This window comes from Citrobacter sp. Ct235, assembly GCF_030332305.1.
Taxonomy (GTDB): Bacteria; Pseudomonadota; Gammaproteobacteria; order Enterobacterales; family Enterobacteriaceae; genus Citrobacter_A; species Citrobacter_A telavivensis.
This window is the reverse complement of sequence record NZ_JAOWIC010000041.1, coordinates 40,570-66,613: the sequence shown is the minus strand read 5'-3', so window position 1 is coordinate 66,613 and position 26,044 is coordinate 40,570. Positions and strand designations below refer to the sequence as shown.

Sequence of the window (26,044 nt, the reverse complement as noted above, 5' to 3'; positions counted from 1 at the left end):
GACAAACTACGTTTGTCCCAACCGGGAACAGCGACGTAACAGCACCTCGACGGATTACCCTTAAAACTGTCTAGTTTAGTCGGATGTTAAGTGTGTGTTTGGTGCCCATATGAATGATACGGGTAACATATGGTGATTGAGAATCACCCCGACAGGCAAAATTTAAATTATGCGAGGCAGGTCAAATTATCGGAGAGGATGTTGCAGAATATGTTGAGAGGGCGCGCGAGATTGCATATTGCCCGATGGCGCCTGCGCTTATCGGGCAATACACGAGCAGAGAACTTAGTAGTAAGAGTGTTCGCCGCGCTGGTGTTCGGTCAGGTCGCGAACGCCTTTCAGCTCCGGGAACTCGTTCAGCAACTGCTTCTCGATCCCTTCTTTCAGGGTCACGTCGACCATGGAACAGCCGTTACAGCCGCCGCCAAACTGCAGAATCGCATAGCCTTCGTCGGTTATCTCCATCAGAGAAACACGACCGCCGTGACCGGCAAGCTGCGGGTTAATCTGCGATTGCAGCATATATTCCACGCGTTCCATCAGCGGCGCATCGTCAGCCACTTTACGCATTTTCGCGTTCGGCGCTTTCAGCGTCAGTTGAGAGCCCAACTGATCGGTCACAAAATCGATCTCAGCGTCTTCCAGATAGGGCGCACTCAGTTCATCAACATAAGCGGTCAGCAGGTCAAATTTCAGGGCGGTGTCGGTTGCTTCCACGGCGTCCGGCGGACAATAAGAAACACCACATTCAGCGTTAGGCGTACCGGGATTAATCACAAATACACGGATTTGTGTCCCTTCTTCCTGATTTGCCAGCAGTTTGGCAAAGTGCGCTTGTGCAGCATCGGAAATACGGATCATAGTAATGGCCTAATAGTTGACTATTTTAGTTGGTTATAATACGCCCATCATCGAGGCTCTACAAGGTTCGACACAGGCACCATACCTGGACTGTCGCCGCGCCGTTGCGTAAAAGCAGCTGCGCGATCTCCGCGACGGTACTCCCGGTCGTGATGACATCATCCACAACGACCATATGGAGTCCCTTCACCGGCAATTCAAGGCGAAAGGCATTTTTCAGGTTACGCTTGCGCAATCTGGCGCTGAGATGGTGCTGAGTGGCGGTGGGGCGAATGCGCGTGACGCTCCGACTGTCCCAGGGACAGCCTAACCAACGAGACAGCGACTGACACAACAGATCGCTTTGATTAAATCCTCTGCGCCAGTGGCGGCGTTGCCAGAGGGGGACGCTGATCAGCCTGTCCGGCAGGGGCAGCCTGGTCATACGGCGCGCCTGTAACACCTCCAGCAACAGAACGCGTGACAACGAGGGGGCAATGTCGTTGCGTCGGGAGAACTTAAGCTGATGGATAAGTGTACTGAGCGGCGGGGTGTAGTCGCTGACGGTAATCAGTCGCTGCCAGGGCGGTGGTTTTTGCAGACAGCGTCCACAGGGAAGCGTGGGATGCACGGAGGGGAGTCCGCATCGTGGGCAGAGCGGTTCATGCCGACGCACCGCGCGTTCACAGACGGAACAGATCCCCCAACGACTGAGCGCCAGCGGCATTCGGCATAGCCAGCATAATCCCGGTACTGTTAGCATAGGTTCATCCTTGTTGGCGAAAAGAGAACAGTAACTGATGAATGACATCTGGTGGCAGACCCGTGGTGAGGGAAATTGTCATCTTGTGCTGCTGCACGGATGGGGACTTAACGCCGAAGTGTGGCATTGCATTAGCGAGGAACTGAGCTCGCATTTCACGCTTCATCTGGTCGATTTACCAGGTTTTGGCCGCAGCCAGGGGTTTGGGGCCATGACGCTTGGAGAGATGGCAGAGCGTGTGTTGGATCAGGCACCAGAGAAAGCTATCTGGCTTGGCTGGAGTCTTGGTGGATTGGTGGCAAGCCAGGTGGCATTAACCCATCCCGAGCGCGTTCAGGCACTGGTGACCGTAGCGTCCTCACCCTGTTTCAGCGCACGTGACGCGTGGCCGGGGATCAAACCCGATGTCCTGGCGGGATTCCAGCAACAGCTCAGCGAAGACTTTCAGCGGACGGTGGAGCGTTTTCTGGCATTACAAACGATGGGGACGGAAACAGCGCGTCAGGATGCCCGCGCGCTGAAAAAAACCGTACTGGCGCTGCCAATGCCGCCAGTGGCTGTACTGAACGGGGGGCTGGAGATCCTCAAGACGGTTGATCTGCGCGAGTCGATGACATCGCTGACAGTGCCGTTCCTGCGTTTGTACGGCTATCTGGACGGACTTGTTCCCCGCAAGGTCGTACCACTGCTTGATGCGCTGTGGCCAGAGAGCGAGTCGCTGATTTTTGCAAAGGCGGCGCATGCCCCGTTTATTTCGCATCCTGATGCGTTTTGTCAGGCGCTGGTGGCGCTGAAACAAAAGTTATAACGCAATGAAAAACGCCCGGAAAGTGAACCCCTTGCCGGGCGTGCGATTAATGGTTCTGCGTGATCAAGTCATCGGCGGTAAGCCCGGTGATTCTGAGAATGGTCTGGCGGTCGATGCCATCAGTCAGCATGGTGGTAGCGATGCGCAGTGCTTCCTCGCGTTTACCCTGCTGCAAGCCCTTTTCCAGGCCTTCTTGTAATCCATTGATATGACCCTCCTGAAGACCATTACAATGTCCTTCCTGGCGTAATCTCTCGGCGATAGTCATCAAGCTCTCCTTGTGTTCGGGTAATCGTTCGGCCATGCCATGTATAAAATCGCGAAAGCGATCGGTGTCACCCGCCTGCAGCAGATAATTAAACAGGGCTTTCAGTTGGTTGTCATTAGCGTGCCCCGTAATAAGCAGCGTCGCCAGTTTTTCCACTAATCCCATTAAATCCCGCTTACGGATATGCTTTTGCACCAGTTCCAGTAGTGCCACACGACGATGTTGCATAATCTCGTCATCAGGAACGACGGTAATATCCACCAGTGGTAACGCTGCGCCATACAGTCGTCGTGCGGCTTCCGGGTCATCAAATTCGTCCAGCCAGCAGAGTGAAAAGGGGTAGGGGCTGACCGTACCGTGATAAAACAGCATAGGTATCACCAGGGGGAGCGTCTGGTGGCCGGCATCCAGATGTCGTTGCATCGCCGCAATGGCGTAGCGCATGAGACGGAATGCCATATGCGGATCGGTGGTGCTCTGATGTTCAATGACGACGTAGATATACCCCTCTCCTTCGCGGGTTTTTAGTGACCACAGCACATCGCAATAGTACGCGCGCAACTCTTCCTCAATAAAACTCGCCGGTTCCAGTTTCAGCGTCTGCAGGTCGCAAAGCGCACGCAAGGAGGCAGGAAGGTGGAGTTGAAGAAAATCCTGCGCGGTCGCCGGGTGGCTCAAAAATGTTTTGAATATCGCATCGTGCGGTGTCGCGCTGGAGGCCGTATTCATGGCGATCCCTCACCGGAATAAAAGATGGCGTGACTCTATCTGGCAGGAAGGGAGAAAGCATCTCCCAGTTGTTAACGATGCGAAGAAGGCAGGAGGAAATCGTTGTCTTGCTGAACGTGATTTAGTGTTGTGGAACCCGGCACGCAAAATGCCGGATGGCGACGTTCACCGCGCCATCCGGCATAAACTTAACGCAGCGCCCACCATTCGCGCAGGCAGGCTTTGCCTTCCGGGCAACTTTTGCAGCTTCCGGAGAGACAGCCGTCAGGCTCTTCCTGAATCCGCATCGCTTTACCCATCGTCTCCAGTTGCTTGAGCATGGCGTCGATCATCGGCTGCGGCGTATGCAATGTATGGCTGATTTGCGCTGCCTCCATGCGTCCCCGTAAGGCCAGTAAATCGCGAACCTGAATTAGCGAAGCCATTGCGACACCCTAGTGGCAATCGCCGGTGGTCGCGCTGGCGCAGCAGTCGCTGGCATTTTTCCGCGTTGCCAACAGATTGACATTCACCCGGCTCCGCGCCCGACGAAGCAGACCCAGGACCACAACGTTAAACAGGATCACGGCCAGGATGCAGACCAGACTGTAGCGCGGGTGCTCGCTGTAGCTGGCAACCTGATAGAACACGGTTGACAGCGAGTAGGCGATGTTCAGGCCCCACAGAATGGAGAAACCCATCCAGCCACGGCTGGATTCACGGGCTATTGCCCCCATTACCGAGATACACGGAACGTACAGCAGGACGAAAATCAGGTAGCTATAGGCCGCTGCCGCGCTGCCAAATTTCGCATCCATTACGCCCATTGCGCCGGTCGCCATTTCGCCGTCGCCTTTGCTGGCTTCGATAGGGTTCGCCAGCACGCTCAGGCTAAAGGTATCTTTCAGACTCTGCCAGGTTTCATCCAGCGCGCTCAGCAGTTCATTACCCAGATTAAATTCAGCCGGATTAAACGCCTCATCCTGAATATTTTCTGCGGTATAGAGCGTATTGAGCGTACCGACCACCACTTCTTTTGCCATTGCGCCCGTGAACAGCCCGACCGTTGCCTGCCAGTTGTCTTCGTGAACGCCAATCGGCTTGAAGATGGGCGTGATGACGCGGCTAACGGAGGCCAGCGCTGAATCGTTGATGTTATCGACAATCTTGCCGCTCAGCGAGAAGCTGTTAAACGCGCTCAGGAAGATGCTGACGATGACGATCACTTTACCCGCGCGCAGCACAAATCCTTTCAGGCGCTGCCAGGTCTGGATAATCAGACTCTTGATATGCGGGACGTGATAAACCGGAAGCTCCATGACAAACGGAGAGGCTTCGCCACGCATGATGGTGTGTTTGAGCATCAGACCGGTGAGTACCGCCATCACAATGCCCAGCACGTATAGCGAGAATACCGCCAGCGCGCCATTTTGCCCGAAGAAAGCCGCAGCAAACACGGCGAAAATCGCCAGTCGCGCACCACAGGACATAAACGGTGCCATCATGATTGTCATCAGACGCTCGCGTGGCGCATCCAGGGTGCGGGCTCCCATCACCGACGGTACGTTGCAGCCAAAGCCGACAATCAGCGGGACGAACGATTTACCCGGCAGCCCCAACGCCTGCATCAGACGGTCCATCACAAACGCCGCCCGCGCCATGTAGCCGGAGTCTTCGAGGAACGAGAGGAACAGGTACATCATGCCGATCTGCGGGACCAGCGGCAGAACGGTATTAATCCCGCCGCCAAGCCCTTGTGCGAGGAAGATGGTCAGCCAGTCCGGGAAGTGAAGGGTATAGCCGATCCACTGAATGCCGTGAATAAAGATCGCCACAGAGCCGGCATCAAAAATCGGGGCTAACGCGCCGCCAATGTTAATGGCGAGCAGGAACATCAGGTACATCACAAACAGGAAGATCGGCAGACCCAGAAAACGGTTGAGGATGATTTTGTCCACTGCCGTCGTAAAGCGGCTGGGCTCTGCCGTCAGGGTGTTGCTCACCACGTCGCAGATCGCCGCAATGCATTGGTAACGCGCATCGGCGATGTGCAGCGCCGGGTCGTCCATCTCATCGCTCAGATGCGCCAGAGAAATCTCCAGTTGCGCCGCAGCGTCACCGGCGTATGCCCGGCTGTAGATATCCCCTTCCAGCATTTGCAGACCGAGCCAGCGACGCTGTTGTGCTGGCATCTCTTTTGCCATTGCGTTCGCCAGTTTATCGGCCTCACGCAACAGCGGTCGGGCGTAATGTACCAGTTCGACGTTTTCATTTTCACTGTGGCGGTCAATCGCCAGCTTCAGCGCTTCGATACCGCGTCCGCGAGTGGAAACCAGCGGGACCACCGGGCAGCCAAGACGGGCTGAAAGGGCGTCGATATCAATCCGGATTTGTTGTTTTTCCGCGATGTCGAGCATGTTGAGTGCGACAATGCAGGGAATGCCCAACTCAAGCAGTTGCAGCGTCAGATAAAGGTTACGCTCAAGGTTTGAGGCATCCACCACGTTAATTAACAGGTCAGCATCGCCGCTCAGAATGTAGTGGCAGGCAATCTGTTCATCCAGAGAGGTTTGCGAAGAGATGGTGGTGAGCGAATACGTGCCGGGCAGATCGACCAGCGTGACCTGATGATCCGTGGTTGAGAATTGTCCCTCTTTACGTTCCACGGTGACCCCGGCCCAGTTGCCTACGCGTTGTCGGGCGCCGGTCAGTTGGTTAAACAGAGTCGTCTTACCGGAATTTGGATTACCAATTAAACCAATGGTTAATTTTTTCATCGTTATAGACTCACTGTATTAACAGGAAACCGCTTCCACTTCTAATAATGCCAGGTCTTTTTTACGCAATACCAGGCTGACGCGACGCGTTTCAATATGAACGGGATCGCCTAAGGGGGCGACGCGGACCACGTTAAATGAGGAACCCGGAAGCATGCCGAGGGAAAGCAGTTTCTGACGGTATGCAGGACTTATTTCACGGGCAAAGCCGGTAATTTTCCACGCAGTATCTGGAGTAAATTGCATAAGAACCTACTTGTTTCTTGCTAACTGGATGTTTACCTCATGGGGCAAAGTGGTGCGGCATGAGACCAGATGATTAGCCAACGAAGGAAAGACTAAATATTCTACAATACAATGATAATGAGAATGGTTTTTATCTTCAACCGATTAAATGTGACGGAATGTTGGTTTGAATAATAATCTGCGCCATTTTTGATATGGCTCAAAAATAATAACCGCCAGGTGAAATGATTTGAATTCTTAATAAATTAACGTTGTTAATGTTTAATTAAGGTTTCATCTGTTAATGAGGTGAAAAATAGAGTGAGGTGGTGAGAGGGAACCGTGTAAATATGCCGGATACGGTGTTGCCACCGCCATCCGGCGCACAATTCAGACTTAACGTTTCTTACCCATTGCTGCCGCCAGCGCATCCATCATCGCGCTGTTGCCTGCGGGTTGCGCTTCACGACCACGCGGTTTTGCCGCTTTCGCTGCCGGACGGTCGTTTCCGCTGCCGCTGCGACGGGCATTGGTTTCACCCGGCTGTTCGTCCAGGCGCATCGTCAGGGCAATACGCTTGCGCTGCAGGTCAACTTCCAGCACTTTCACCTTCACAATATCGCCTGCTTTCACTACGGTGTGCGGATCGTCGACGAACTTGTTCGACAGCGATGAGATGTGGACCAGACCATCCTGGTGAACGCCGATATCCACAAACGCGCCAAAGTTGGTGACGTTGGTGACTGCGCCTTCGAGAATCATCCCCGGCTGCAGATCGTTCATGGTTTCCACTCCATCGGCAAACTGCGCGGTTTTGAATTCCGGACGCGGATCGCGTCCCGGTTTCTCCAGCTCTTTGATGATGTCGCTGACGGTCGGGACGCCAAACTTGTCGTCAGTAAAATCGACGGCTTTCAGATTGCGCAGTTCGCTGCTGTTGCCCATCAGGTCTTTCAGGGCCTGTTGAGTTGCCGCCAGAATACGCTCCACGACCGGATACGCTTCCGGGTGAACCGTGGAAGCATCCAGCGGATTATCACCGTGGTTAATGCGCAAGAAGCCCGCACACTGTTCGAAGGCTTTCGGCCCCAGACGGCTGACTTTCAGCAGTTGCCTACGATTCTGGAACTGACCGTTCTCATCGCGCCAGGCCACAATATTCTGTGCCATCATGCGGGTCAGACCGGCTACGCGGGTTAACAGCGGAACCGATGCCGTGTTCAGGTCGACGCCGACGGCGTTTACACAGTCTTCCACCACCGCATCCAGCTTACGGGCTAGCTGCGTCTGGCTGACATCATGCTGATACTGACCAACCCCGATCGATTTCGGATCGATTTTCACCAGCTCGGCGAGTGGATCCTGCAGGCGACGCGCAATGGAAACCGCGCCGCGCAGCGAGACGTCGAGGTCCGGGAACTCCAGGGCTGCCAGTTCAGACGCGGAATAGACTGACGCCCCGGCTTCGCTGACGATCACTTTCTGCGCCGTCACTTTCGGGAACTGTTTCTGTACGTCGAGGAAGAAGCGTTCGGTTTCGCGCGAGGCGGTGCCGTTACCAATCGCCACCAGTTCCACGTTGTATTTTTCGCATAACGCCGCTACCACCACGGCCGCTTTCGCCGCCTGACCGGTGTGGGGATAGATGGTATCGGTGGCGACCAGCTTACCGGTGCCATCCACCACCGCGACCTTCACACCGGTTCGCAGACCCGGATCGAGGCCCATGGTGGCGCGCAGACCCGCCGGTGCCGCCATCAGCAGGTCGTGCAGATTACGGGCGAATACGTTGATCGCTTCGTCTTCCGCACGTTCGCGGACGGTTCCCATCAGCTCAGTTTCGAGGTGCATTAACACCTTGATGCGCCACGTCCAGCTCACCACGCCTTTACGCCAGCTGTCTGCCGGCGCGTTGTTCAGACGCAGGCCGAGGTGATCCATAATGATCTGTTCGCAGTGGCTCTCTTTCGGCGGCTCATCAAACTGCGGATCGGCATTCAGCGAAAGCTGCAACACGCCTTCATTACGACCGCGGAACATCGCCAGCGCGCGGTGAGAAGGCACGGATGCGATCGGCTCGTGATGATCGAAGTAGTCGCGGAATTTCGCGCCTTCTTCTTCTTTGCCGCCGATCACGCTGGCAACCAGATGGGCATTTTTCCACAGATAGTCACGTACCTTCGCCAGCAACGCGGCGTCTTCGGCAAAGCGCTCCATCAGGATATAGCGCGCGCCATCGAGCGCGGCTTTGCTGTCAGCGACACCTTTTCCGGCATCGATATACTTCGCCGCTTCGGTTTCCGGATCGTGTGAGGGGGCGTTCCACAGCAGGTCGGCCAGCGGTTCCAGACCGGCTTCAATCGCTATCTGCCCACGGGTGCGGCGTTTGGGTTTATACGGGAGATAAAGGTCTTCGAGTTCGGTCTTACTTAACGTGCCGTTGATGGCGTTGGCCAGCTCATCGGTCAGTTTGCCTTGCTCGGAAATGGACTTGAGAATGGCCTGACGGCGTTCTTCCAGTTCACGCAAATAGCCCAGTCGGGTCTCCAGATTACGCAGTTGCGTATCGTCCAGGCCGCCGGTGATTTCCTTACGGTAACGTGCGATAAACGGCACGGTGTTCCCTTCGTCAAGCAGGCGAACGGCTGCGGAGACCTGGTCGGCCCGGGCCTGAATTTCACCCGCAATAATGCGGCAGAAAGAATCATTCATCATGGATTGGCTTCATCTACTGAGTAAAAAATCAGGGAACAGTTATACGGATTGACGGGCAAAAACGCCAGCCATAGAGCGGGGCTTCGGATTGTTCCTGCTCATTTTACGTATTCGATCGCATTCACATACCAGCTCGCTTCCCCACCAGGCGTGTTGACCACCGCGAGATCGCCGACCTCTTTTTTCAGTAGCGCGCGCGCCATAGGCGAATCGATGGAGATGTAATCTTTGCGACCGAAAATTTCATCGTAGCCGACAATCCGGAATCGGCGGATGTCGCCATCGTCATTTTCGATCTCGACCCATGCGCCGAAAAACACTTTGCCTTCCTGCTGCGGGGAGTAATCGACAATCTTCAAATTCTCCATGCATTTGGTCAGATAGCGGACGCGCCTGTCGATCTCACGTAGCCGCTTTTTATTATACTGGTAGTCAGCATTCTCGCTGCGGTCACCCAGACTTGCCGCCCAGGTCACCTTCTTAGTGACTTCCGGGCGTTCTTCACGCCAGAGGTAATTGAGCTCGCTTTTGAGTTTTTCGTACCCTTCCCGGGTGATCAGAGGCGTTTTCATCTTATTGATTACCTTTAAGTCTGTGACGATGCGCACAATTCGTATTACGTCACCCTGCTAACAGAATAAATAATGTGCTGCGCGTTTCATTGTATACTTAAGCTGCTGTTAAATATGCTTTGTAACAATTTAGCCTGGAATTCATACCAGAATTTGCTGGTGGCGAACGTAAGCTTTTTTAAGAATACATACCTTCAATTGTTGCGAACCTTTGGGAGTACAAACAATGCAAGAGAACTATAAAATTCTGGTGGTCGATGACGACATGCGCCTGCGCGCGCTGCTGGAGCGTTATCTGACCGAGCAGGGCTTCCAGGTTCGAAGCGTCGCTAACGCCGAGCAAATGGATCGTCTGCTAACCCGTGAATCTTTCCACCTTATGGTACTGGATCTGATGCTGCCGGGTGAAGATGGGCTGTCTATTTGCCGCCGTCTGCGCAGCCAGAGTAACCCGATGCCGATCATCATGGTCACGGCGAAAGGGGAAGAAGTTGACCGCATTGTCGGCCTGGAAATCGGCGCTGATGACTATATCCCGAAACCGTTTAACCCACGCGAACTGCTGGCGCGTATTCGCGCGGTGCTGCGTCGTCAGGCGAACGAACTGCCGGGCGCACCTTCTCAGGAAGAGGCCGTCATTGCTTTTGGTAAGTTCAAACTGAACCTGGGTACTCGCGAAATGTTCCGCGAAGACGAGCCGATGCCGCTCACCAGCGGTGAGTTTGCCGTGCTGAAAGCGCTGGTAAGCCACCCACGTGAGCCGCTGTCCCGTGACAAGCTGATGAACCTGGCGCGTGGCCGCGAATATTCCGCGATGGAACGTTCCATCGACGTACAGATTTCCCGTCTGCGCCGTATGGTCGAAGAAGATCCCGCGCATCCGCGTTACATTCAGACCGTATGGGGTCTGGGCTACGTCTTCGTACCGGACGGTTCTAAAGCATGAGGCGAATGCGCTTCTCGCCACGAAGTTCATTTGCCCGCACGCTGTTGCTCATCGTCACTTTGCTGTTTGTCAGCCTGGTGACGACCTATCTGGTGGTGCTGAACTTTGCGATTCTGCCGAGTCTCCAGCAGTTTAATAAGGTCCTGGCCTACGAAGTGCGTATGCTGATGACCGATAAACTGCAACTGGAGGACGGCACGCAACTGGTGGTGCCTCCCGCTTTTCGTCGGGAAATTTACCGTGAACTGGGGATTTCTCTCTATTCCAACGAAGCCGCTGAAGAGGCAGGACTGCGTTGGGCGCAACACTATGAATTCTTAAGCCATCAGATGGCGCAGCAGTTGGGCGGCCCGACGGAAGTGCGCGTAGAGGTCAACAAAAGCTCGCCGGTTGTCTGGCTGAAAACCTGGCTGTCACCCAATATCTGGGTACGCGTTCCGTTAACGGAAATTCATCAGGGCGACTTCTCCCCGCTGTTCCGCTATACGCTGGCTATCATGCTTCTGGCGATAGGGGGGGCGTGGCTGTTTATTCGTATACAAAACCGACCCCTTGTGGATCTTGAACATGCTGCCCTACAGGTAGGGAAAGGCATTATTCCGCCACCGTTGCGTGAATATGGCGCGTCCGAGGTACGCTCGGTGACCCGTGCCTTCAACCATATGGCGGCCGGAGTGAAGCAGCTAGCGGATGACCGAACGCTGCTGATGGCGGGGGTCAGTCACGATCTCCGCACGCCGCTGACGCGTATTCGTCTGGCGACGGAGATGATGGGCGAACAGGATGGTTATCTGGCGGAGTCCATCAACAAAGATATTGAAGAGTGCAACGCGATCATTGAGCAGTTCATCGACTATCTGCGTACCGGACAGGAGATGCCGATGGAGATGGCCGATCTCAACGCTGTGCTGGGTGAAGTGGTGGCGGCAGAAAGCGGCTATGAACGTGAAATTGATACGGCGCTACAGCCGGGCAGCATTCAGGTGAAAATGCACCCGCTGTCCATCAAGCGTGCGGTAGCCAACATGGTGGTTAACGCGGCGCGTTATGGCAACGGGTGGATCAAAGTCAGCAGCGGGACAGAACCTCATCGGGCCTGGTTCCAGGTGGAAGATGACGGCCCCGGCATTAAGCCTGAACAGCGTAAACACCTGTTCCAGCCGTTTGTGCGCGGCGACAGCGCGCGCAGCACCAGCGGTACCGGTTTAGGGCTGGCGATTGTGCAGCGTATCATTGATAACCATAACGGCATGCTGGAAATTGGTACCAGTGAGCGGGGCGGGCTCTCCATTCGCGCCTGGCTACCCGTTCCGGTGATCCGCGTCCAGGGGACGACAAAAGAGGCGTAAAAAAGGGAGGCGAAATGCCTCCCTTTGTTTTTCATCATCGCCTGATGGCGCTGCGCTTATCAGGCCTACGTTTGTGTTGTGCCAGGCCTTATGCCGCCATCCGGCTCATTCGACTTACAGCTTCGGTCCGGCGCTTACCAGCGCTTCACCTGCTGGCGTATCCGTGTATTTCTCGAAGTTCTCGATGAACAGTTTCGCCAGGGCGGTGGCTTTTTCCTGCCACTGTTCAGGAGAGCCGTAGGTGTTACGCGGGTCGAGGATATGGGTATCCACACCCGGCAACTCGGTCGGGATCGCCAGATCAAACATCGGCAGGTTGAAGGTTTCCGCATCGTCCAGAGAACCGTTCAGGATGGCATCGATAATGGCGCGGGTATCTTTGATGGAGATACGTTTGCCCGTACCGTTCCAGCCGGTGTTGACCAGATAAGCCTGTGCGCCTGCGGCCTGCATGCGTTTCACCAGGACTTCAGCATACTGCGTTGGGTGCAGCGACAGGAATGCCGCGCCAAAGCAGGCGGAGAAGGTTGGCGTCGGCTCGGTGACACCGCGCTCAGTACCGGCCAGTTTGGCCGTGAAGCCAGACAGGAAGTGGTACTGCGTCTGGTTGGCCGTCAGGCGAGAAACCGGCGGCAGCACGCCAAAGGCATCAGCGGTCAGGAAGATCACCTTCGTGGCATGACCGGCTTTGGAAATCGGCTTAACGATGTTTTCGATGTGGTAGATCGGATAGGAAACGCGGGTGTTCTCGGTTTTCGAACCGTCGTCAAAATCGATAGTCCCATCGTCGCGAACGGTGACGTTTTCTAACAGCGCATCACGGCGGATAGCGTTGTAGATTTCCGGTTCCGCTTCTTTCGACAACTTGATCGTTTTAGCGTAGCAGCCGCCTTCAAAGTTGAACACGCCGTCGTCGTCCCAACCGTGCTCGTCATCGCCGATCAGACGACGTTTCGGGTCGGTGGAGAGGGTGGTTTTTCCGGTGCCGGAAAGACCGAAGAATACGGCAACATCGCCTTTCTCGCCCACGTTGGCGGAACAGTGCATCGATGCAATGCCCTTCAACGGCAGCAGATAGTTCATCACCGAGAACATGCCTTTCTTCATTTCGCCGCCGTACCAGGTACCACCAATCAACTGGATACGTTCGGTCAGGTTGAAGGCGACAAAGTTCTCAGAGTTCAGACCCTGCTCTTTCCACTGTGGGTTTGTGCATTTCGCGCCGTTCATCACGATAAAGTCAGGTTCAAAACCTTCCTGTTCGTCATCGCTCGGGCGAATAAACATGTTCTTCACGAAATGAGCCTGCCACGCCACTTCAGTAATGAAGCGGACAGAAAGGCGGGTGTCGGCGTTTGCGCCACAGAAAGCATCAACGATAAACAGACGCTTACCGGAAAGTTGTTTGGTCACTAACCCTTTCAGGTGCTGCCAGGTTTCCTGGGACAGCGGTTTGTTGTCGTTCTTGCCTTTTCCTTTGTCGGACCACCACAGCGTGTCACGCGTGGTGTCATCACGAACAATGTACTTATCCTTCGGCGAACGTCCGGTGAAAATACCGGTATCAACTGCAACGGCGCCCAGGTTCGTCAACACACCGCGCTCGTAACCTTCCAGGCTTGGGTCTAGCTCTTCCTGGTAAAGGGTTTCATAGCTTGGGTTGTAAACGATATCCTGAACGTCGCTGATACCATAAGCCTTGAGATCTTGCGGGGTTAATCGTTTCACGCGCATATCACTGCTCCTTAGCCAATATGTATTACCTGAAATAATAAGGTTTTTGTTGGGGTGTTAACCGCGACAAGGCTCATAGATTTACTTATCTGGACAAAATCACGATTGACTGAAAACGCTGTGACTCCAGTCACGAAGCGGGGCTTATTATGGCAGGAATGACTTTTTAGTTGTGTAAAATGTTCTTAAAAGGTTAAAAAATAGTATTTTTCACGGAGATGTTGTGAGTGTAATCGCATTCATGTGGAAAATTAACAAAACGCTTACATGTAGAATATCGATTCACCACGAAAGAAAATTTTAGCAAAAAGTGCGGAATATAGTGCGGACGGTCGGAGACGCATCGCGTCGTCCGACCGGTTCAGGATATCGATCAGTGAACCTGCGGATCGGCAGGGGAGGCGTTATTGCGGATCTCGGCAATATCCATGGCGTTGAACAGGTAGTGGCTCCCGCAGTAGTCGCAATGCATATCGATTTCGCCTTCTTCCGCCAGAATGCTGTCTACCTCTTCGTCCGGCAGCGTTTTTAGCGCGCCGGCACAGCGCTCGCGTGAGCAGGTGCATTTGAACTCAACGTTCTGCGGATCGTAAAGGGTGACCTCTTCTTCGTGATAAAGACGCCACAGCACCTCGTTGGCCGGCAGGGTCAGCAACTCTTCAGACTTGATGGTTTCGGTCAGCGTAGCCAGATGAGTAAAGTCATCCGCCTGCGCATCCTGCGCCGGCATTACCTGCAGCAGCATCCCGCCCGCAGCGGCTTTCCCGTCGACTTCGCCAGTGCGAATAAACAGACGGGTCGGCAACTGCTCAGAGCGCATGAAGTAATCTTCCAGACATGCCGCCAGCGTATCGCCTTCCAGCCCGACAACGCCCTGATAACGTTCGCCCTCTTCCGGCGTAATGGTAATCACCAGATAACCATTACCGACCAGGGTTTTCAGGTCTGCATCTTCCGGGATATCGCCCTGGACGCGCGCTACGCCGCGCATCTGCTGATTGTTGTTGCCGTTGATCACCGCAAGGCTCAACGGGCCATCGCCCTGGAGCTGAACGGTAATGTCACCGGCGAACTTCAGCGTTGCCGTGAGCAGGCTGGTGGCGACCAGCAACTCAGCCAGCACAGTTTTCACTGGCTGCGGATACGTATGGTTTTCGAGGATCTGTTGCAGGGTTTCCGATACGGTTACCAGTTCGCCACGCACGGCAAAGTTTTCAAACAGATAGCGGTGTAATTGGTCATGTTGCGGCATAATCATCTCTCTTGCGGGTGACAGTTACTCACTGTCGCCGTGTTTAAATCGTAACAGGTCGCGGCGTTCTTTTTTGTCCGGTCGCCTGTCCGGGTGCGGCATGGTCAGGGCGTTAAGCTTACGTGCCAGCGCCATTTTTTCGCGTTTTGCTACGCTTTCCGCCGTCTCTTCATACAGAGTGACGGCTTCGCTGGCCGGGCGACGCTGCTCGGCGATCGCTTTGATCACCACCGTTCGCTCGTCATTGCCCTGACGCAGCGTTAGCGTGGCGTTCAGTTCGACGATCTTGCTCGGCTTACTGCGCTGTCCGTTGTAGTGAACTTTCCCGCCGTCCACCATTTCGCGGGCCAGCGCGCGGGTTTTATAAAACCGCGCAGCCCACAGCCATTTATCCAGTCTGACCTCAACAGAGGGCTTTTCTTTCATGGCGTCTCCTTCACATCAGTGAGGGGATCAGTCGACGGTAGTCATTCAGTGACGGATGGCGCGCATACTGTTTTTCCGCAACGCCAGAGTCGGGGTTAGTCACGCCGAGGCAATAACGAATACCAAACTTCGCGGCAGCGTCGAGAATGGGTTCGCTATCGTCAATAAACAGCGTTTTTTCTGCACGCATTCCCGTCTCTTCCGCCACGGCGCGCCATAACCGCTGATCCTCTTTGGGATATCCAAATGTGTGGGTAGAAAGTAATAAATCAAGGTGTGAAGCCAGACCGGTATGCTCCAGCTTCACGGCCAGATTATGCGGATGCGCGTTAGTCAACAAAATCCGCCGTTTACCGCAGGCTTTCAGCGCATCTAAAAAGGGGACTGTATCATCACGCAACACGGCACGTGGCCCCATTGCGGTGGTCATCGCGCAGATATCCAGGCCCAGACGGTCGCTCCAGTAATCAAGACAGTACCAGTTTAGCGTATGCTGCACGGCATGATATTCCTGACGGATGCGTTCCTGCGCTTCCTGTGGCGAGATCCCGTTCTGTGCCCCATAGGTTTCAGGCACCAGTTTTTGCCAGAAGTAGTTATCAAACGCCAGGTCGAGCAGCGTGCCGTCCATGTCTAACAGAACGGTATCCACGTTCTGCCAGGCAATATCAATATGCATGGGAACTCTCCAGAATAAAACGCGATGCGGCACAGGGTAGCACACCCGGTGCCGCAGACATGTTATCAGATGAGGCTTTCCGGAGAGCTGATGAGCTTCGGATTCAGGCAGCTTTCATAGTACTGCTGAATCTCCATCAGGCGGGTGCGATGGCGCTGATAGCGGCGGAATGCCTGTACGCCATTATAGAGTGCGCAGGCCAGCATCGTCAGCATCAGCAGCGTGGTGCCGAGGTAGCGCCATAAACCGGAACGATCGGGAATGCGATGTAGGCCGATATGCTGCGTGCCATTGGCGTCAGTATAAATATTGGTGACAATCCCTTCGGCGCTAAACGGCGTGTTCATCAGCATTTGCGCCAGTCGCTGGAAGGCACTCCACTGCTCCTGCGCCGGGTAGTCATACAGCGATACGGTCGGCCAGGGTTGATCGACCAGATCGCTGCCTTCATCGCTGACGATCAGGAATCCGCCGGGGGCGGGGCTGTTCAACGACTGGGCGGCGCGGGCCGTTTCGCGGGTAATAAAGGGCGCGGTCGAGGTGGTGACCAGGTTGTCGAGCGATTCTGCGCTGACAGGACGCAACAGAACGTTAACGCCGTCCAGTTTGCCTGCGTTGGCTCGTTTCACCAGCGCGCTCCAGTCTTTGCTGTTTCCCAGGTTGACCAGCGCATTTTTGAGGCGCACGCATTCATCTTCTGCTGCGCACAAATCAGCGGTTTTCAGGACGATATCGCCAAAGTCATCTAACAACACCATGCCTGACTTCTGAATGGCTGAACGCAAGGCCGCACTGACGCGGGAGTCATCTTCCGGCTTTGGATGCAACTGACGGTTAACGGCCTGCGAGAGCGCGGTGGCTTTGTTCACCAGATCGGATTCCGGCAACGGCAGCGCGGGGGCGTCATTCCAGATGATTTGCGAGCAGTCAAACGGCATAAACGGTGAGTTGGTTTGTGCGCTCCAGGTGCCCTGCGCATGAATATTACACATGCCAGTACCGCGAAGGTTCAGGGTGTCGCCGACGCGCACACCTGATTGTTCGAGCTGTTTTACGCTGGTCGCTTCAATAGTCTGCGCACCCTTCATCCATGACAGCGTGAACTTAATCGGCATATCGAGCGGGATCCAGAACAGCAGCATGACAAGCACCAGCAGTGAACCACCGGCGATAATCGTGCTGCGCACCCAGTGTTGCAGCGGGAAGTTTCTCACCTCGTCATGCAGGGATAAAAACCGCCCCTGCCGCACGACGTGGCGATCGAGATAAATATCAATATCCGTTTGCTGACCGAGATCCTGCGCAATGTAAGGCTGCCAGTGAGTGGGATAAACCAGGTCGATAATCCCCAGCGAGATATTGTTTATCTGCTCCTGGTCATTTTCGCCAAACAGTCCCCAGCGGCGCGGCGTTCCACGCAGACAGTGAATTTCGCGCAGCGCCGTTTTCGACGGCGGAGCGAATAGGCCCCACAATCCTGCCGCCAGCAACAGTACGGCTCCGCCCACCATCCACGGCACAAAGACGTCCGGCGTGACCAGACAGAAAAAGAACAACAGGAAGGCGGCGACTATCAGCAGCGCTTCGCGAAAACCGGCCGGGCGGCTGAGTGCGTACTCTTCATGCGTCTCCTGACGAATATTCAGCAGTTCAATCTGCTCGCTCTCTTCACCGCGAATCGACGCCTGTGTGGACGTGGTGGGCTGCAGCGCATAACCGCGCGCTTCCTGCATATACTCTTGCAGGGAGTGACCATTCAGCGAGATAACCAGCGGTAGCGAGTCGGTGTGGATCAGTTCAACGTTGTTTTCATCGTTAATGTACTGTTCCCAGAAAGGCGGCAGGTGAACCTCAACGGAATCGAGGTAGTAGCGCCATTTATTGGGATCGTCCGTAGTGATGCCGTAGCGGGTGATCGAGTGGGTCAGAATGATGACGCTATTGCTTTCAGCATTCAGCGTCAGGGAAACAGGCGCTGCGCTGGCACCCGTTGGACCGGGTACCCGCTGGATTTGGCTCAGGCTATCAAGATAATTTTCAACGGCACTGCGTTCTTCAGGCGCGAGCTTGCGCGTCGCCGCCTCTGAGAAGGCGTTCGTCCACGGCAGTTTTCGCCGCCTGGCCCGGACGTTAAGTCGCCACCAGGCCAGCAATGCGCAGGCCAGCAACGCCGCTAAAAAAATCAGAATGGTGCTCATGCTTTCCCCATCTTACTTAATCTGTCAGGCGTGGTCAGTCGCACCCTGTCACAATAAACGTGATTCCGTGGTTGGCTATCGGCAAGCATGGAGTTGAACTTGAGCATTTTTCAGCGCATCCCAGTGAGTGCTGATGATAGCAAAATCTGCAAAAACGGAATATCAGCAAATTCCTGGACCTATTTCAACCTATTGACTTTTAATTTGAAACAGGAATTATATTTTTATTAGGTTACATAAATGTAAATAACTGGCAATTCACATTGCCGAAACCGTGTTGCGTACCGCACAATAACAACAGATTTCACGGCATAGATTCTCACGATGAGCAAATCATTACAAAAACCCACCATTCTGAACGTCGAAACGGTTGCGCAGTCGCGGCTATTTAGCGTTGAAAGCGTGGACCTCGAATTCAGCAACGGTGTGCGTCGCGTTTATGAACGAATGCGTCCTTCTACCCGTGAAGCAGTAATGATTGTCCCGATTGTAGACGATCATATGATCCTGATTCGTGAATACGCAGTGGGGACGGAGTCCTATGAGCTGGGCTTTTCCAAAGGGTTGATTGACCCCGGTGAAAGCGTGTTTGAAGCGGCGAACCGGGAACTGAAAGAAGAGGTCGGTTTTGGGGCAAACGATCTGACCTTTTTGAAAAAACTCAGCATGGCGCCATCTTACTTCTCCAGCAAGATGAACATCGTGGTGGCGGAAGACCTTTATCCCGAGTCGCTGGAAGGCGATGAGCCAGAGCCGCTGCCACAGGTGCGCTGGCCGCTGGCGCATATGATGGATCTGTTGGAAGACCCCGATTTCACCGAAGCGCGAAACGTGAGCGCATTATTCCTCGTGCGCGAATGGTTGAAAGGGCAGGGGCGGTTGTAGGGCAAATAGCGGTGTAGGCAGGATAAGGCGTAGCCGTCATCCGGCGATAATACCAGCAGTAAAAAAGGCGCCTTAGCGCCTTTTTTATTTAGAACAACTCGTGTGTCTCACCACCGTCAGTGATGGTCGTCCCCACCTCATGCACCGCCTGCTGTGTCGGCTGCGTGCCTTCGATGAAATATTCTGCACGGCTGTTACCGCCGTTCGCCAGTTGCCCGGTACTGCGATCGATATTGACCGTGACGATACCTGGTGGTGGCGTCAGCGGCTCTTCAGGAACCCCTTCCAGCACCGCTTTCATGTAGGCATCCCATGCGGGTTGTGCACTCTTCGCGCCACCTTCGTAACCGGAGATCTGATCTTTGATCGCGCCAGAGGCGGTGGTGCGTCCCAGATCACGGCGGTGATCGTCAAATCCAATCCACACGGAGGTGACCACCCCCGGACCGTAGCCGGAGAACCAGGCGTCTTTCGAGCTGTTGGTCGTCCCGGTTTTACCGCCGATATCGTGTCGATTCAGATCGCGGCCCGCACGCCAACCCGTGCCCATCCAGCCAGGTTCGCCGAAGATGTTGGTGTTCAACGCACTCTTAATCAGGAAGGCCAGCGGCGTGTTGATCACATGCGGCGCATACTCTTGCGCCCCGGTCTGCGCCACTAACGCCTGATTTGCCTGCTCCAGCTTGGGCATTGGCACGGCGGCGTTTTGCTGTTCACCAGAGATAGCGACATCTTCCACATTGCTGTTTTCCAGCACGTTGGATTTTTGCGTATCACCGTAAATCACCGGAATATCGCATTCCGGACAAGCAATTTTCGGCTTCGCTTCGAAAATCACACCGTTCTGGTCCGTTTCAATCTTGCTGATGAAATACGGGTCGACCAGGAAGCCGCCGTTCGACATCACCGCATAACCGCGCGCCACCTGCAGCGGGGTAAAGGATGCAGAGCCCAGCGCCAGGGATTCGGTATGTACAATGTTTTGTGCCGGGAAGCCGAATCGTTGCAGATATTCCGCCGCATAGTCCACGCCCATTGCTCGCATGGCGCGTACCATCACCACGTTTTTCGATTCACCCAGCCCCTGACGTAAACGAATCGGGCCTGCGTACTGCGGTGGTGAGTTCTTCGGACGCCAGTCGGAACCGGCACCGGCATCCCAGCGGGAGATAGGCACGTCGTTCAACATACTCGCCAGCGTCAGACCTTTATCCATCGCGGCGGTGTAGAGGAACGGCTTAATGTTAGAGCCGACCTGACGCAGTGCCTGGGTGGCTCGGTTGAACTTGCTCTGGTTAAAGTCAAAGCCACCGACCAGCGCCAGCACGGCCCCGTTTTTCGGATTGATAGAGACCAGCGCGGAGTTCACATCCGGAACCTGCGCCAGCCACCAGGCTTCGCCCATCTTCCGCACCCAGATCTGCTGACCAGTCTGCACCGCGTCGGTTACTTTACGTGGCGTCGGCCCCTGCTGGGTATCCGAGCGATAAGGACGCGCCCAACGAATGCCATCCATCCGCAGAGAGACCGAGGTGCCATCTGCCAGAGTCGCCGTCGCTTCCTGCGGGTTTGCACTGGTGATCACCGCAGGCAGCAGCGGCCCGTAGGTTGGCAGCGCTTTCAGCGTGTCGGTGATTTTCTTACTGTCCCACGCGGTTTCACCTACTTTCCACAGTACGTTGGCCGGGCCGCGATAGCCGTGGCGCATGTCGTAGTCCAGTACGTTATTGCGTACCGCCTGTTGCGCGGCCTGCTGTACCTTGCGGGTAATGGTGGTGTAAATGCGATAACCGTCTTCATAGGCGTTTTCGCCGTAACGGCTGTACATCTCCTGGCGCACCATTTCTGACAGATACGGAGCGGAGAAGGCGATTTCTGGCGCATGATAGTTGGCGTCGATCGGCTCATTACGTGCCTGATCGTACTGCGCCTGGGTGATGTACCCTTCGCTCAGCATACGCGATAGCACCACGTTGCGGCGCGCGGTCGCGCGGTCCATCGAATAGAGCGGGTTAAAGGTGGAAGGCGCTTTCGGCAGACCGGCAATCACGGCGATTTCACCCAGATCAAGCTGGTCGACGGATTTACCGAAATAGACCTGCGCCGCCGCACCGACGCCATAGGCGCGGTAACCGAGATAGATCTTGTTCAGATAGAGTTCGAGGATCTCATCTTTGCTCAGCAGTTGCTCAATGCGGATCGCCAGGAACACTTCCTTAATCTTACGCATCAGCGTGCGTTCGGGGCTAAGGAAGAAGTTTCTTGCAAGCTGCTGGGTGATGGTACTCGCCCCCTGAGAGGCGTGGCCGGAGAACAGCGCGACGCTGGCCGCACGGAAAATCCCCACCGGGTCAACGCCGTGGTGCTCATAGAAGCGACTGTCTTCTGTGGCGATAAAGGCTTTGACCATTTCCGGCGGGATCTGACTGAGCGTCACCGGAATGCGACGTTTCTCACCATATTGCGCGATGAGCTCGCCATCTGCGCTGTAAACCTGCATCGGGATCTGCAAACGCACATCTTTAAGCGTCGCGACGTCAGGTAACTGTGGCTCAATATAGCGATAGAGGCCATAAATCGAGCCTGCTCCCAGCAGGATGCAACATACTGCAAGGATCAATAAATACTTTACGAACTTCACCGGAGATTTCCCATTTAGTTTCATTTGGGCAGTTTATAAACAACCGCGCGGTAGTATAAAGGCAAGCCAGACGCATTGATATACCCGCGAGAGCGACGGGTGATAAGGAGATCATCAGCAATGGCTTTCAGATTCTGGCAAGTCGGCCTGCACATTCAGCCACATGAAGCCCTGGCGGTTGCCGTCGTTCGCGGCGCGTCGGGCTGGTATCTACAGCGCTGGTGGCGTCTGCCGCTGGCGCAACAGACGATCAACGACGGACATTTTCACGACGCCGAACAGCTTGTGGCGGTGTTACAACCGTGGAGTCGCGAACTGCCGCAGCGCCATCATATTCACCTCTCTTTTCCCGCAGATCGGACGCGGCAAAAGCGTTTTCCCCGTCCGTCAATGTCACTTCGCGAGCGCGAACAAACCGCCTGGCTGACAGGGTCGATGGCGCGTGAACTGGATATGGAATCGGCTGCACTGCGATTTGATTATAGTGAAGATGCGCTCGTCCCGGCCTATACGGTCACCGCCGCTCAGGACAAAGAGATTTCAGGCTTGTTGACGCTGGCGAAAACGCTCGGCGTGAATGTCACCGCGATCACGCCGGATGCTTGCGCATTGCAGCGTCTGCTGCCTTTTCTTTCCCCGGAACAGTCCTGCCTGGCATGGCGTGATGACACGCAGTGGTTGTGGGCGACGCGCGACGCCTGGGGACGAAAATCGCTGACAGAAATAACCCATATTTGCGACCTGGCCGCTGCGCTTTCCCTCCAGCCCGAAGAGGTGGCGCTCTGCGCAAAAGAGGGATTTGACCCCTGGCAGGCGGTTTCAATCCGTCAACCTCCCGTGCCCGTGGAAGGTCATGCTTTCGCCGTCGCGCTGGGGCTGGCGTTAGGGGGAATGCGCTGATGCAATCCCCTGTCAATTTTTTGCCCTGGCGACAACAGCGGCGTAGTGCCTGTCTGCGTTTGTGGGGTGGGCTGTTCAGTGCATCAGCAGCGATTGTGCTGGCGTTAATGCTGAGCGGATACGCCGTTCGCAGCATGAGTGGGCGAGTGAATGTGGTCTTACTGCGGGCAGAGCAGCAGCTTGCAGCAGCTCTGGCGACAGTGAAACCCCGACTGGAGGCGCGTCAACGTCAGGCACAGCAGGTCATTCAACGAGACAGATTGCGGGAGCAGACCCGTCGCTGGCAGTCGGCGCTGGAAAACCTTGCGTTGAGCATACCCGCGCAGGCCTGGCTGACCAACATGGACTACCAGCAAAGCACGCTGACGCTCAGCGGAAAAGCACTGACCTTTTCTGCGCTCAGCGCGCTGGAAACCGCTCTGCGCGACTCGCCGTTGTTTGAGATAAACCACACCGGCGCCACCCAGCGTGATGCGCAGGGATACTGGCAGTTTCAGTACCGGCTGAAATGGAGAGAAGCGCATGATCGTCCTCTTTGACGTCTGGTGTGCCTTTTCTCCTCGCATCCGCGTTGTCTGCTGGGCAAGTTGGGTGGCTGTGCTAAGTGCGCTCGCTATGTTTTTTCTGCACTTTCCGGGAAGGGGGGACGATGATGCGCTTAACCTGCAACGGGCGGCGAACCACCAGATAAAGCCAACGTTGTACCACCTCTCCGGCGTACTGACAGAGTCGCAGGTTTCATCGACATCGCAAACGTCGCCATTTTCACCCCTCTCGCTTCAGGTGCCGAATGTGCAGTTGCTGCACTGGCAGCCGTCGGCGCAAGGGGGGGAACTTGCGGTGAAGGCTCCGTGGGAGGCGGTGGTGTCATTATTTGGTTATCTGGCGACGCGAGGGATGTCCGTGAGTGGATTCTCGCTGAAGGCAGAAAACGACGAACGGGTGCTGACGCTCACTCTGGAGTCTTTTCATGAAGGGTAGGGACGGGCTGCTGGTGGCCCTTTCATTGCTAATGCTGACCGGCATGCGCGATCCGTTCCGCCAACCAGACGATCGTTGTCATGGGGCAGAGCTGGCCCAATGGCGGTATCAGGGGATGGTGAGCCGGGGTGAGCGCAACATTGGCCTGCTGCAGGACGGCCTGCACCGCTGGCGGCGTGTCGAACCCCATGAAGTTCTGGATAACGGCTGGACAATCGTGCAACTCACCGCTCTGACGCTAACCGTGAGTACTGGTAAAGAGTGTGACCCGCCACAGTGGCAGTGGCAAAGACAAGGAGAGGTTAATGAAGCAATGGATACTGGTGGTGTTGGTCGTCGTCCTGCAGCCGGTTCTGACCGGAAAAACTCAGAACGTGACGCTGGTGGTGGATGACGTTCCCGTCACGCAGGTACTTCAGGCGCTGGCTGAACAGGAACGGAAAAATCTTGTGGTATCGCCGGATGTCAGCGGCGTGGTGTCGCTGCATCTGACGGACGTCCCGTGGAAACTGGCGCTCCAGACGGTGGTGAAGAGCGCCGGACTGGTGTTACGTCAGGAAGGACCGATTTTGCATGTGCATTCTGAAAGCTGGCAGAGCGAAGAAGCGGTGCGGCAGGAGGCGGAGATGGCGAGACGCCAGGCGAGTTTACCGCTGGAGAATCGGCACATTGCACTGCATTACGCCGATGCCACTGAACTGGCGAAAGCGGGAGGAAAACTGCTGAGTGCCAAAGGCAGTCTCACGGTAGATACGCGCACCAACCGACTGCTGGTCAGGGACAACCCGCCGACGCTGGCACTGGTGGAACAGTGGGTGGCGCAAATGGATCTGCCAATAGAACAGGTCGAGCTGGCGGCGCATATCGTGACCATTAATGAAAAAAGCCTGCGTGAACTGGGGGTGAAATGGACGCTGGCAGAAGCCACGAAGACTGGAGCCGTGGGACAAGTGACGACGATAGCCAGCGATCTCTCTGTCGCAAATGCTACCACTCGCATCGGATTTAATATTGGTCGTATTAATGGTCGGCTGCTGGATCTGGAACTGTCCGCGCTGGAGCAACAGCAGCAGCTCGATATTATCGCCAGTCCGCGTCTGCTGGCTTCCCATCTACAGCCTGCCAGCATCAAACAGGGGAGTGAGATCCCCTATCAGGTTTCCAGCGGCGAAAGCGGCGCAACGTCGGTTGAATTTAAAGAGGCCGTTCTCGGGATGGAAGTCACCCCTACGGTCTTACCGAAGGGGCGGATCCGCCTGAAGTTGCGCATCAGCCAGAATATGCCGGGGCAGGTGCTGCAACAGGCTGACGGTGAAGTGCTGGCTATCGATAAGCAGGAAATTGAAACGCAGGTCGAGGTGAAAAGCGGAGAGACGCTGGCGCTGGGCGGCATTTTTTCAAACAAGAATAAAACCGGTAAAGACAGTATTCCGTTGCTGGGTGACATTCCCTGGTTTGGACAACTCTTTCGTCATGACGGGAAAGAAAATGAACGTCGCGAGCTGGTGGTATTTATTACGCCCAGATTGGTCTCGACAGAATGATTTATGCATGAAACACCGTTGTTTTTGCACTTAACTCGTTTCAGGGATTTGACGTACGCAGCTATTTAGCATACAAGGAGTACCGATTTGAGAGTCGGTACTTCTCATCGCCGTCCGGCAATGCCGACTCGGATTGCCTACAATCTGGTTTGATGATTTATTCAGTTGCCAAACCTGCTTGAGTATTGAGATAATTTTCAGTCTGACTCTCGCAATATCTTATGAGGTTTCAGTTCATGTCCTGCTGCGCTCAGTGTCTGCGACGCGGGTTTATCATTAACGAATAGTCTTAGTAGTACCGAAAAAATGGCAGAGAAACGCAATATCTTTCTGGTTGGGCCTATGGGTGCCGGAAAAAGCACTATTGGGCGCCAGTTAGCTCAACAACTCAATATGGAATTTTACGATTCTGATCAAGAGATTGAGAAACGAACCGGAGCTGATGTGGGCTGGGTCTTCGACGTAGAAGGTGAAGACGGCTTCCGCGATCGTGAAGAGAAAGTCATCAACGAATTGACGGAAAAACAGGGTATTGTGCTGGCTACCGGCGGTGGCTCTGTAAAATCGCGTGAAACCCGTAATCGTCTTTCCGCACGTGGCGTCGTGGTTTATCTCGAAACGACCATCGAAAAACAACTTGCGCGTACACAGCGCGATAAAAAACGTCCGCTGTTGCAGGTTGAAGCGCCGCCTCGTGAAGTTCTGGAAGCGTTGGCCGACGAACGCAATCCGCTGTATGAAGAGATTGCCGACGTAACCATTCGTACCGATGATCAGAGCGCCAAAGTCGTTGCAAACCAGATTATTCATATGCTGGAAAGCAACTGATTCTG

General features: G+C 55.0%; 24 protein-coding genes. 10 read left to right on the top strand and 14 right to left on the bottom strand.

Features of this window, described 5'->3' with window-relative positions:
* Nucleotides 1-285: 285 nt before the first annotated feature.
* Together nfuA and gntX are read right to left on the bottom strand one after the other, a co-directional pair.
* Nucleotides 286-861 (bottom strand): Fe-S biogenesis protein NfuA, encoded by a 576-nt coding sequence (gene nfuA, locus OGY35_RS07150; RefSeq protein WP_042998432.1) that lies wholly within the window; start codon nt 859-861, stop codon nt 286-288.
* Nucleotides 862-919: 58 nt separating this feature from the next.
* A complete protein-coding gene (gntX, locus tag OGY35_RS07145; protein ID WP_286631821.1) occupies nt 920-1,603 on the bottom strand; it encodes a DNA utilization protein GntX in 684 nt (227 codons plus the stop codon).
* Between the two features lie 37 nt (nt 1,604-1,640).
* Here gntX and bioH point away from each other — a divergent pair, with 37 nt between their 5' ends.
* Nucleotides 1,641-2,411 (top strand): pimeloyl-ACP methyl ester esterase BioH, encoded by a 771-nt coding sequence (gene bioH / locus OGY35_RS07140; RefSeq protein WP_286631819.1) that lies wholly within the window; start codon nt 1,641-1,643, stop codon nt 2,409-2,411.
* A 46-nt stretch (nt 2,412-2,457) separates the two neighbouring features.
* On the opposite strand, the gene OGY35_RS07135 is transcribed toward bioH, so the two are convergent.
* The 6 genes from OGY35_RS07135 to greB form a co-directional block, all read right to left on the bottom strand.
* A complete protein-coding gene (locus OGY35_RS07135; RefSeq protein WP_286631818.1) occupies nt 2,458-3,408 on the bottom strand; it encodes an Rpn family recombination-promoting nuclease/putative transposase in 951 nt (316 codons plus the stop codon).
* A 188-nt stretch (nt 3,409-3,596) separates the two neighbouring features.
* Entirely contained in the window at nt 3,597-3,833 is a 237-nt protein-coding gene (gene feoC, locus OGY35_RS07130) for a [Fe-S]-dependent transcriptional repressor FeoC (RefSeq protein ID WP_286631817.1), read from the bottom strand.
* 9 nt (nt 3,834-3,842) lie between these two features.
* Entirely contained in the window at nt 3,843-6,164 is a 2,322-nt protein-coding gene (feoB, locus tag OGY35_RS07125; RefSeq protein ID WP_286631816.1) for a Fe(2+) transporter permease subunit FeoB, read from the bottom strand.
* Nucleotides 6,165-6,182: 18 nt separating this feature from the next.
* Entirely contained in the window at nt 6,183-6,410 is a 228-nt protein-coding gene (gene feoA, locus OGY35_RS07120; RefSeq protein WP_012908346.1) for a ferrous iron transporter A, read from the bottom strand.
* A 375-nt stretch (nt 6,411-6,785) separates the two neighbouring features.
* A complete protein-coding gene (locus tag OGY35_RS07115) occupies nt 6,786-9,104 on the bottom strand; it encodes a Tex family protein (RefSeq protein ID WP_286631815.1) in 2,319 nt (772 codons plus the stop codon).
* A 98-nt stretch (nt 9,105-9,202) separates the two neighbouring features.
* A complete protein-coding gene (greB, locus tag OGY35_RS07110; RefSeq protein ID WP_152400289.1) occupies nt 9,203-9,676 on the bottom strand; it encodes a transcription elongation factor GreB in 474 nt (157 codons plus the stop codon).
* Between the two features lie 226 nt (nt 9,677-9,902).
* Between greB and ompR the strand changes: the two genes are divergently transcribed.
* Both ompR and envZ read left to right on the top strand, forming a co-directional pair.
* Complete coding sequence (gene ompR, locus OGY35_RS07105; protein WP_001157751.1) at nt 9,903-10,622, top strand: osmolarity response regulator transcription factor OmpR; 720 nt, start codon at nt 9,903-9,905, stop codon at nt 10,620-10,622.
* Nucleotides 10,619-11,971 (top strand): two-component system sensor histidine kinase EnvZ, encoded by a 1,353-nt coding sequence (gene envZ, locus OGY35_RS07100; protein WP_152400287.1) that lies wholly within the window; start codon nt 10,619-10,621, stop codon nt 11,969-11,971. Before ompR ends, envZ begins: the two co-directional genes overlap by 4 nt.
* Before the next feature lie 114 nt (nt 11,972-12,085).
* Here envZ and pckA read toward each other — a convergent pair whose 3' ends face one another.
* The 5 genes from pckA to igaA form a co-directional block, all read right to left on the bottom strand.
* On the bottom strand, nt 12,086-13,705 hold the full coding sequence (pckA, locus tag OGY35_RS07095; protein WP_286631814.1) for a phosphoenolpyruvate carboxykinase (ATP): 1,620 nt from the start codon (nt 13,703-13,705) through the stop codon (nt 12,086-12,088).
* A 373-nt stretch (nt 13,706-14,078) separates the two neighbouring features.
* Entirely contained in the window at nt 14,079-14,957 is an 879-nt protein-coding gene (gene hslO / locus OGY35_RS07090) for an Hsp33 family molecular chaperone HslO (protein WP_178825590.1), read from the bottom strand.
* 24 nt (nt 14,958-14,981) lie between these two features.
* The gene (gene hslR, locus OGY35_RS07085) at nt 14,982-15,383 is read right to left on the bottom strand and encodes a ribosome-associated heat shock protein Hsp15 (RefSeq protein ID WP_152400281.1); all 402 of its coding nucleotides are present in this window, start codon (nt 15,381-15,383) and stop codon (nt 14,982-14,984) included.
* A 10-nt stretch (nt 15,384-15,393) separates the two neighbouring features.
* Nucleotides 15,394-16,062: a GMP/IMP nucleotidase gene (gene yrfG / locus OGY35_RS07080; RefSeq protein ID WP_286631813.1), complete on the bottom strand. Its 669-nt coding sequence runs from the start codon at nt 16,060-16,062 to the stop codon at nt 15,394-15,396.
* 65 nt (nt 16,063-16,127) lie between these two features.
* Nucleotides 16,128-18,260, bottom strand: a complete 2,133-nt coding sequence (gene igaA, locus OGY35_RS07075; protein ID WP_286631812.1) for an intracellular growth attenuator protein IgaA — start codon at nt 18,258-18,260, stop codon at nt 16,128-16,130.
* Between the two features lie 324 nt (nt 18,261-18,584).
* On the opposite strand from igaA, the gene nudE reads away from it, so the two are divergent.
* A complete protein-coding gene (gene nudE, locus OGY35_RS07070) occupies nt 18,585-19,145 on the top strand; it encodes an ADP compounds hydrolase NudE (protein ID WP_286631811.1) in 561 nt (186 codons plus the stop codon).
* A gap of 88 nt (nt 19,146-19,233) precedes the next feature.
* Here the strand turns inward: nudE and mrcA are convergent, their stop codons facing one another.
* A complete protein-coding gene (gene mrcA / locus OGY35_RS07065; RefSeq protein WP_286631810.1) occupies nt 19,234-21,786 on the bottom strand; it encodes a peptidoglycan glycosyltransferase/peptidoglycan DD-transpeptidase MrcA in 2,553 nt (850 codons plus the stop codon).
* Between the two features lie 120 nt (nt 21,787-21,906).
* Here mrcA and OGY35_RS07060 point away from each other — a divergent pair, with 120 nt between their 5' ends.
* The 6 genes from OGY35_RS07060 (at nt 21,907) to aroK (ending at nt 26,039) form a co-directional block, all read left to right on the top strand.
* Nucleotides 21,907-22,686, top strand: coding sequence for a DNA utilization protein HofM (locus OGY35_RS07060; RefSeq protein ID WP_286631809.1), 780 nt, complete (start codon nt 21,907-21,909; stop codon nt 22,684-22,686).
* On the top strand, nt 22,686-23,225 hold the full coding sequence (locus OGY35_RS07055) for a PilN domain-containing protein (protein WP_286631808.1): 540 nt from the start codon (nt 22,686-22,688) through the stop codon (nt 23,223-23,225). Before OGY35_RS07060 ends, OGY35_RS07055 begins: the two co-directional genes overlap by 1 nt.
* Nucleotides 23,209-23,667 carry a HofO family protein gene (locus OGY35_RS07050; protein ID WP_286631806.1) on the top strand — a complete coding sequence of 153 codons (459 nt, stop codon included), beginning with the start codon at nt 23,209-23,211 and terminating at the stop codon, nt 23,665-23,667. Before OGY35_RS07055 ends, OGY35_RS07050 begins: the two co-directional genes overlap by 17 nt.
* Nucleotides 23,657-24,061: a HofP DNA utilization family protein gene (locus tag OGY35_RS07045; RefSeq protein ID WP_286631804.1), complete on the top strand. Its 405-nt coding sequence runs from the start codon at nt 23,657-23,659 to the stop codon at nt 24,059-24,061. Before OGY35_RS07050 ends, OGY35_RS07045 begins: the two co-directional genes overlap by 11 nt.
* Entirely contained in the window at nt 23,973-25,211 is a 1,239-nt protein-coding gene (gene hofQ, locus OGY35_RS07040) for a DNA uptake porin HofQ (protein WP_286631803.1), read from the top strand. Before OGY35_RS07045 ends, hofQ begins: the two co-directional genes overlap by 89 nt.
* A 306-nt stretch (nt 25,212-25,517) precedes the next feature.
* Entirely contained in the window at nt 25,518-26,039 is a 522-nt protein-coding gene (gene aroK / locus OGY35_RS07035) for a shikimate kinase AroK (RefSeq protein WP_042322869.1), read from the top strand.
* Nucleotides 26,040-26,044: the final 5 nt, after the last annotated feature.

What these genes read in the sequence shown, in the direction of transcription:
- nfuA (WP_042998432.1), bottom strand. Translation starts at nt 861, where the DNA reads ATGATCCGTATTTCCGATGCTGCACAAGCGCACTTTGCCAAACTGCTG.
- gntX (WP_286631821.1), bottom strand. Translation starts at nt 1,603, where the DNA reads ATGCTAACAGTACCGGGATTATGCTGGCTATGCCGAATGCCGCTGGCG.
- bioH (WP_286631819.1), top strand. Translation starts at nt 1,641, where the DNA reads ATGAATGACATCTGGTGGCAGACCCGTGGTGAGGGAAATTGTCATCTT.
- OGY35_RS07135 (WP_286631818.1), bottom strand. Translation starts at nt 3,408, where the DNA reads ATGAATACGGCCTCCAGCGCGACACCGCACGATGCGATATTCAAAACA.
- feoC (WP_286631817.1), bottom strand. Translation starts at nt 3,833, where the DNA reads ATGGCTTCGCTAATTCAGGTTCGCGATTTACTGGCCTTACGGGGACGC.
- feoB (WP_286631816.1), bottom strand. Translation starts at nt 6,164, where the DNA reads ATGAAAAAATTAACCATTGGTTTAATTGGTAATCCAAATTCCGGTAAG.
- feoA (WP_012908346.1), bottom strand. Translation starts at nt 6,410, where the DNA reads ATGCAATTTACTCCAGATACTGCGTGGAAAATTACCGGCTTTGCCCGT.
- OGY35_RS07115 (WP_286631815.1), bottom strand. Translation starts at nt 9,104, where the DNA reads ATGATGAATGATTCTTTCTGCCGCATTATTGCGGGTGAAATTCAGGCC.
- greB (WP_152400289.1), bottom strand. Translation starts at nt 9,676, where the DNA reads ATGAAAACGCCTCTGATCACCCGGGAAGGGTACGAAAAACTCAAAAGC.
- ompR (WP_001157751.1), top strand. Translation starts at nt 9,903, where the DNA reads ATGCAAGAGAACTATAAAATTCTGGTGGTCGATGACGACATGCGCCTG.
- envZ (WP_152400287.1), top strand. Translation starts at nt 10,619, where the DNA reads ATGAGGCGAATGCGCTTCTCGCCACGAAGTTCATTTGCCCGCACGCTG.
- pckA (WP_286631814.1), bottom strand. Translation starts at nt 13,705, where the DNA reads ATGCGCGTGAAACGATTAACCCCGCAAGATCTCAAGGCTTATGGTATC.
- hslO (WP_178825590.1), bottom strand. Translation starts at nt 14,957, where the DNA reads ATGCCGCAACATGACCAATTACACCGCTATCTGTTTGAAAACTTTGCC.
- hslR (WP_152400281.1), bottom strand. Translation starts at nt 15,383, where the DNA reads ATGAAAGAAAAGCCCTCTGTTGAGGTCAGACTGGATAAATGGCTGTGG.
- yrfG (WP_286631813.1), bottom strand. Translation starts at nt 16,062, where the DNA reads ATGCATATTGATATTGCCTGGCAGAACGTGGATACCGTTCTGTTAGAC.
- igaA (WP_286631812.1), bottom strand. Translation starts at nt 18,260, where the DNA reads ATGAGCACCATTCTGATTTTTTTAGCGGCGTTGCTGGCCTGCGCATTG.
- nudE (WP_286631811.1), top strand. Translation starts at nt 18,585, where the DNA reads ATGAGCAAATCATTACAAAAACCCACCATTCTGAACGTCGAAACGGTT.
- OGY35_RS07060 (WP_286631809.1), top strand. Translation starts at nt 21,907, where the DNA reads ATGGCTTTCAGATTCTGGCAAGTCGGCCTGCACATTCAGCCACATGAA.
- OGY35_RS07055 (WP_286631808.1), top strand. Translation starts at nt 22,686, where the DNA reads ATGCAATCCCCTGTCAATTTTTTGCCCTGGCGACAACAGCGGCGTAGT.
- OGY35_RS07050 (WP_286631806.1), top strand. Translation starts at nt 23,209, where the DNA reads ATGATCGTCCTCTTTGACGTCTGGTGTGCCTTTTCTCCTCGCATCCGC.
- OGY35_RS07045 (WP_286631804.1), top strand. Translation starts at nt 23,657, where the DNA reads ATGAAGGGTAGGGACGGGCTGCTGGTGGCCCTTTCATTGCTAATGCTG.
- hofQ (WP_286631803.1), top strand. Translation starts at nt 23,973, where the DNA reads ATGAAGCAATGGATACTGGTGGTGTTGGTCGTCGTCCTGCAGCCGGTT.
- aroK (WP_042322869.1), top strand. Translation starts at nt 25,518, where the DNA reads ATGGCAGAGAAACGCAATATCTTTCTGGTTGGGCCTATGGGTGCCGGA.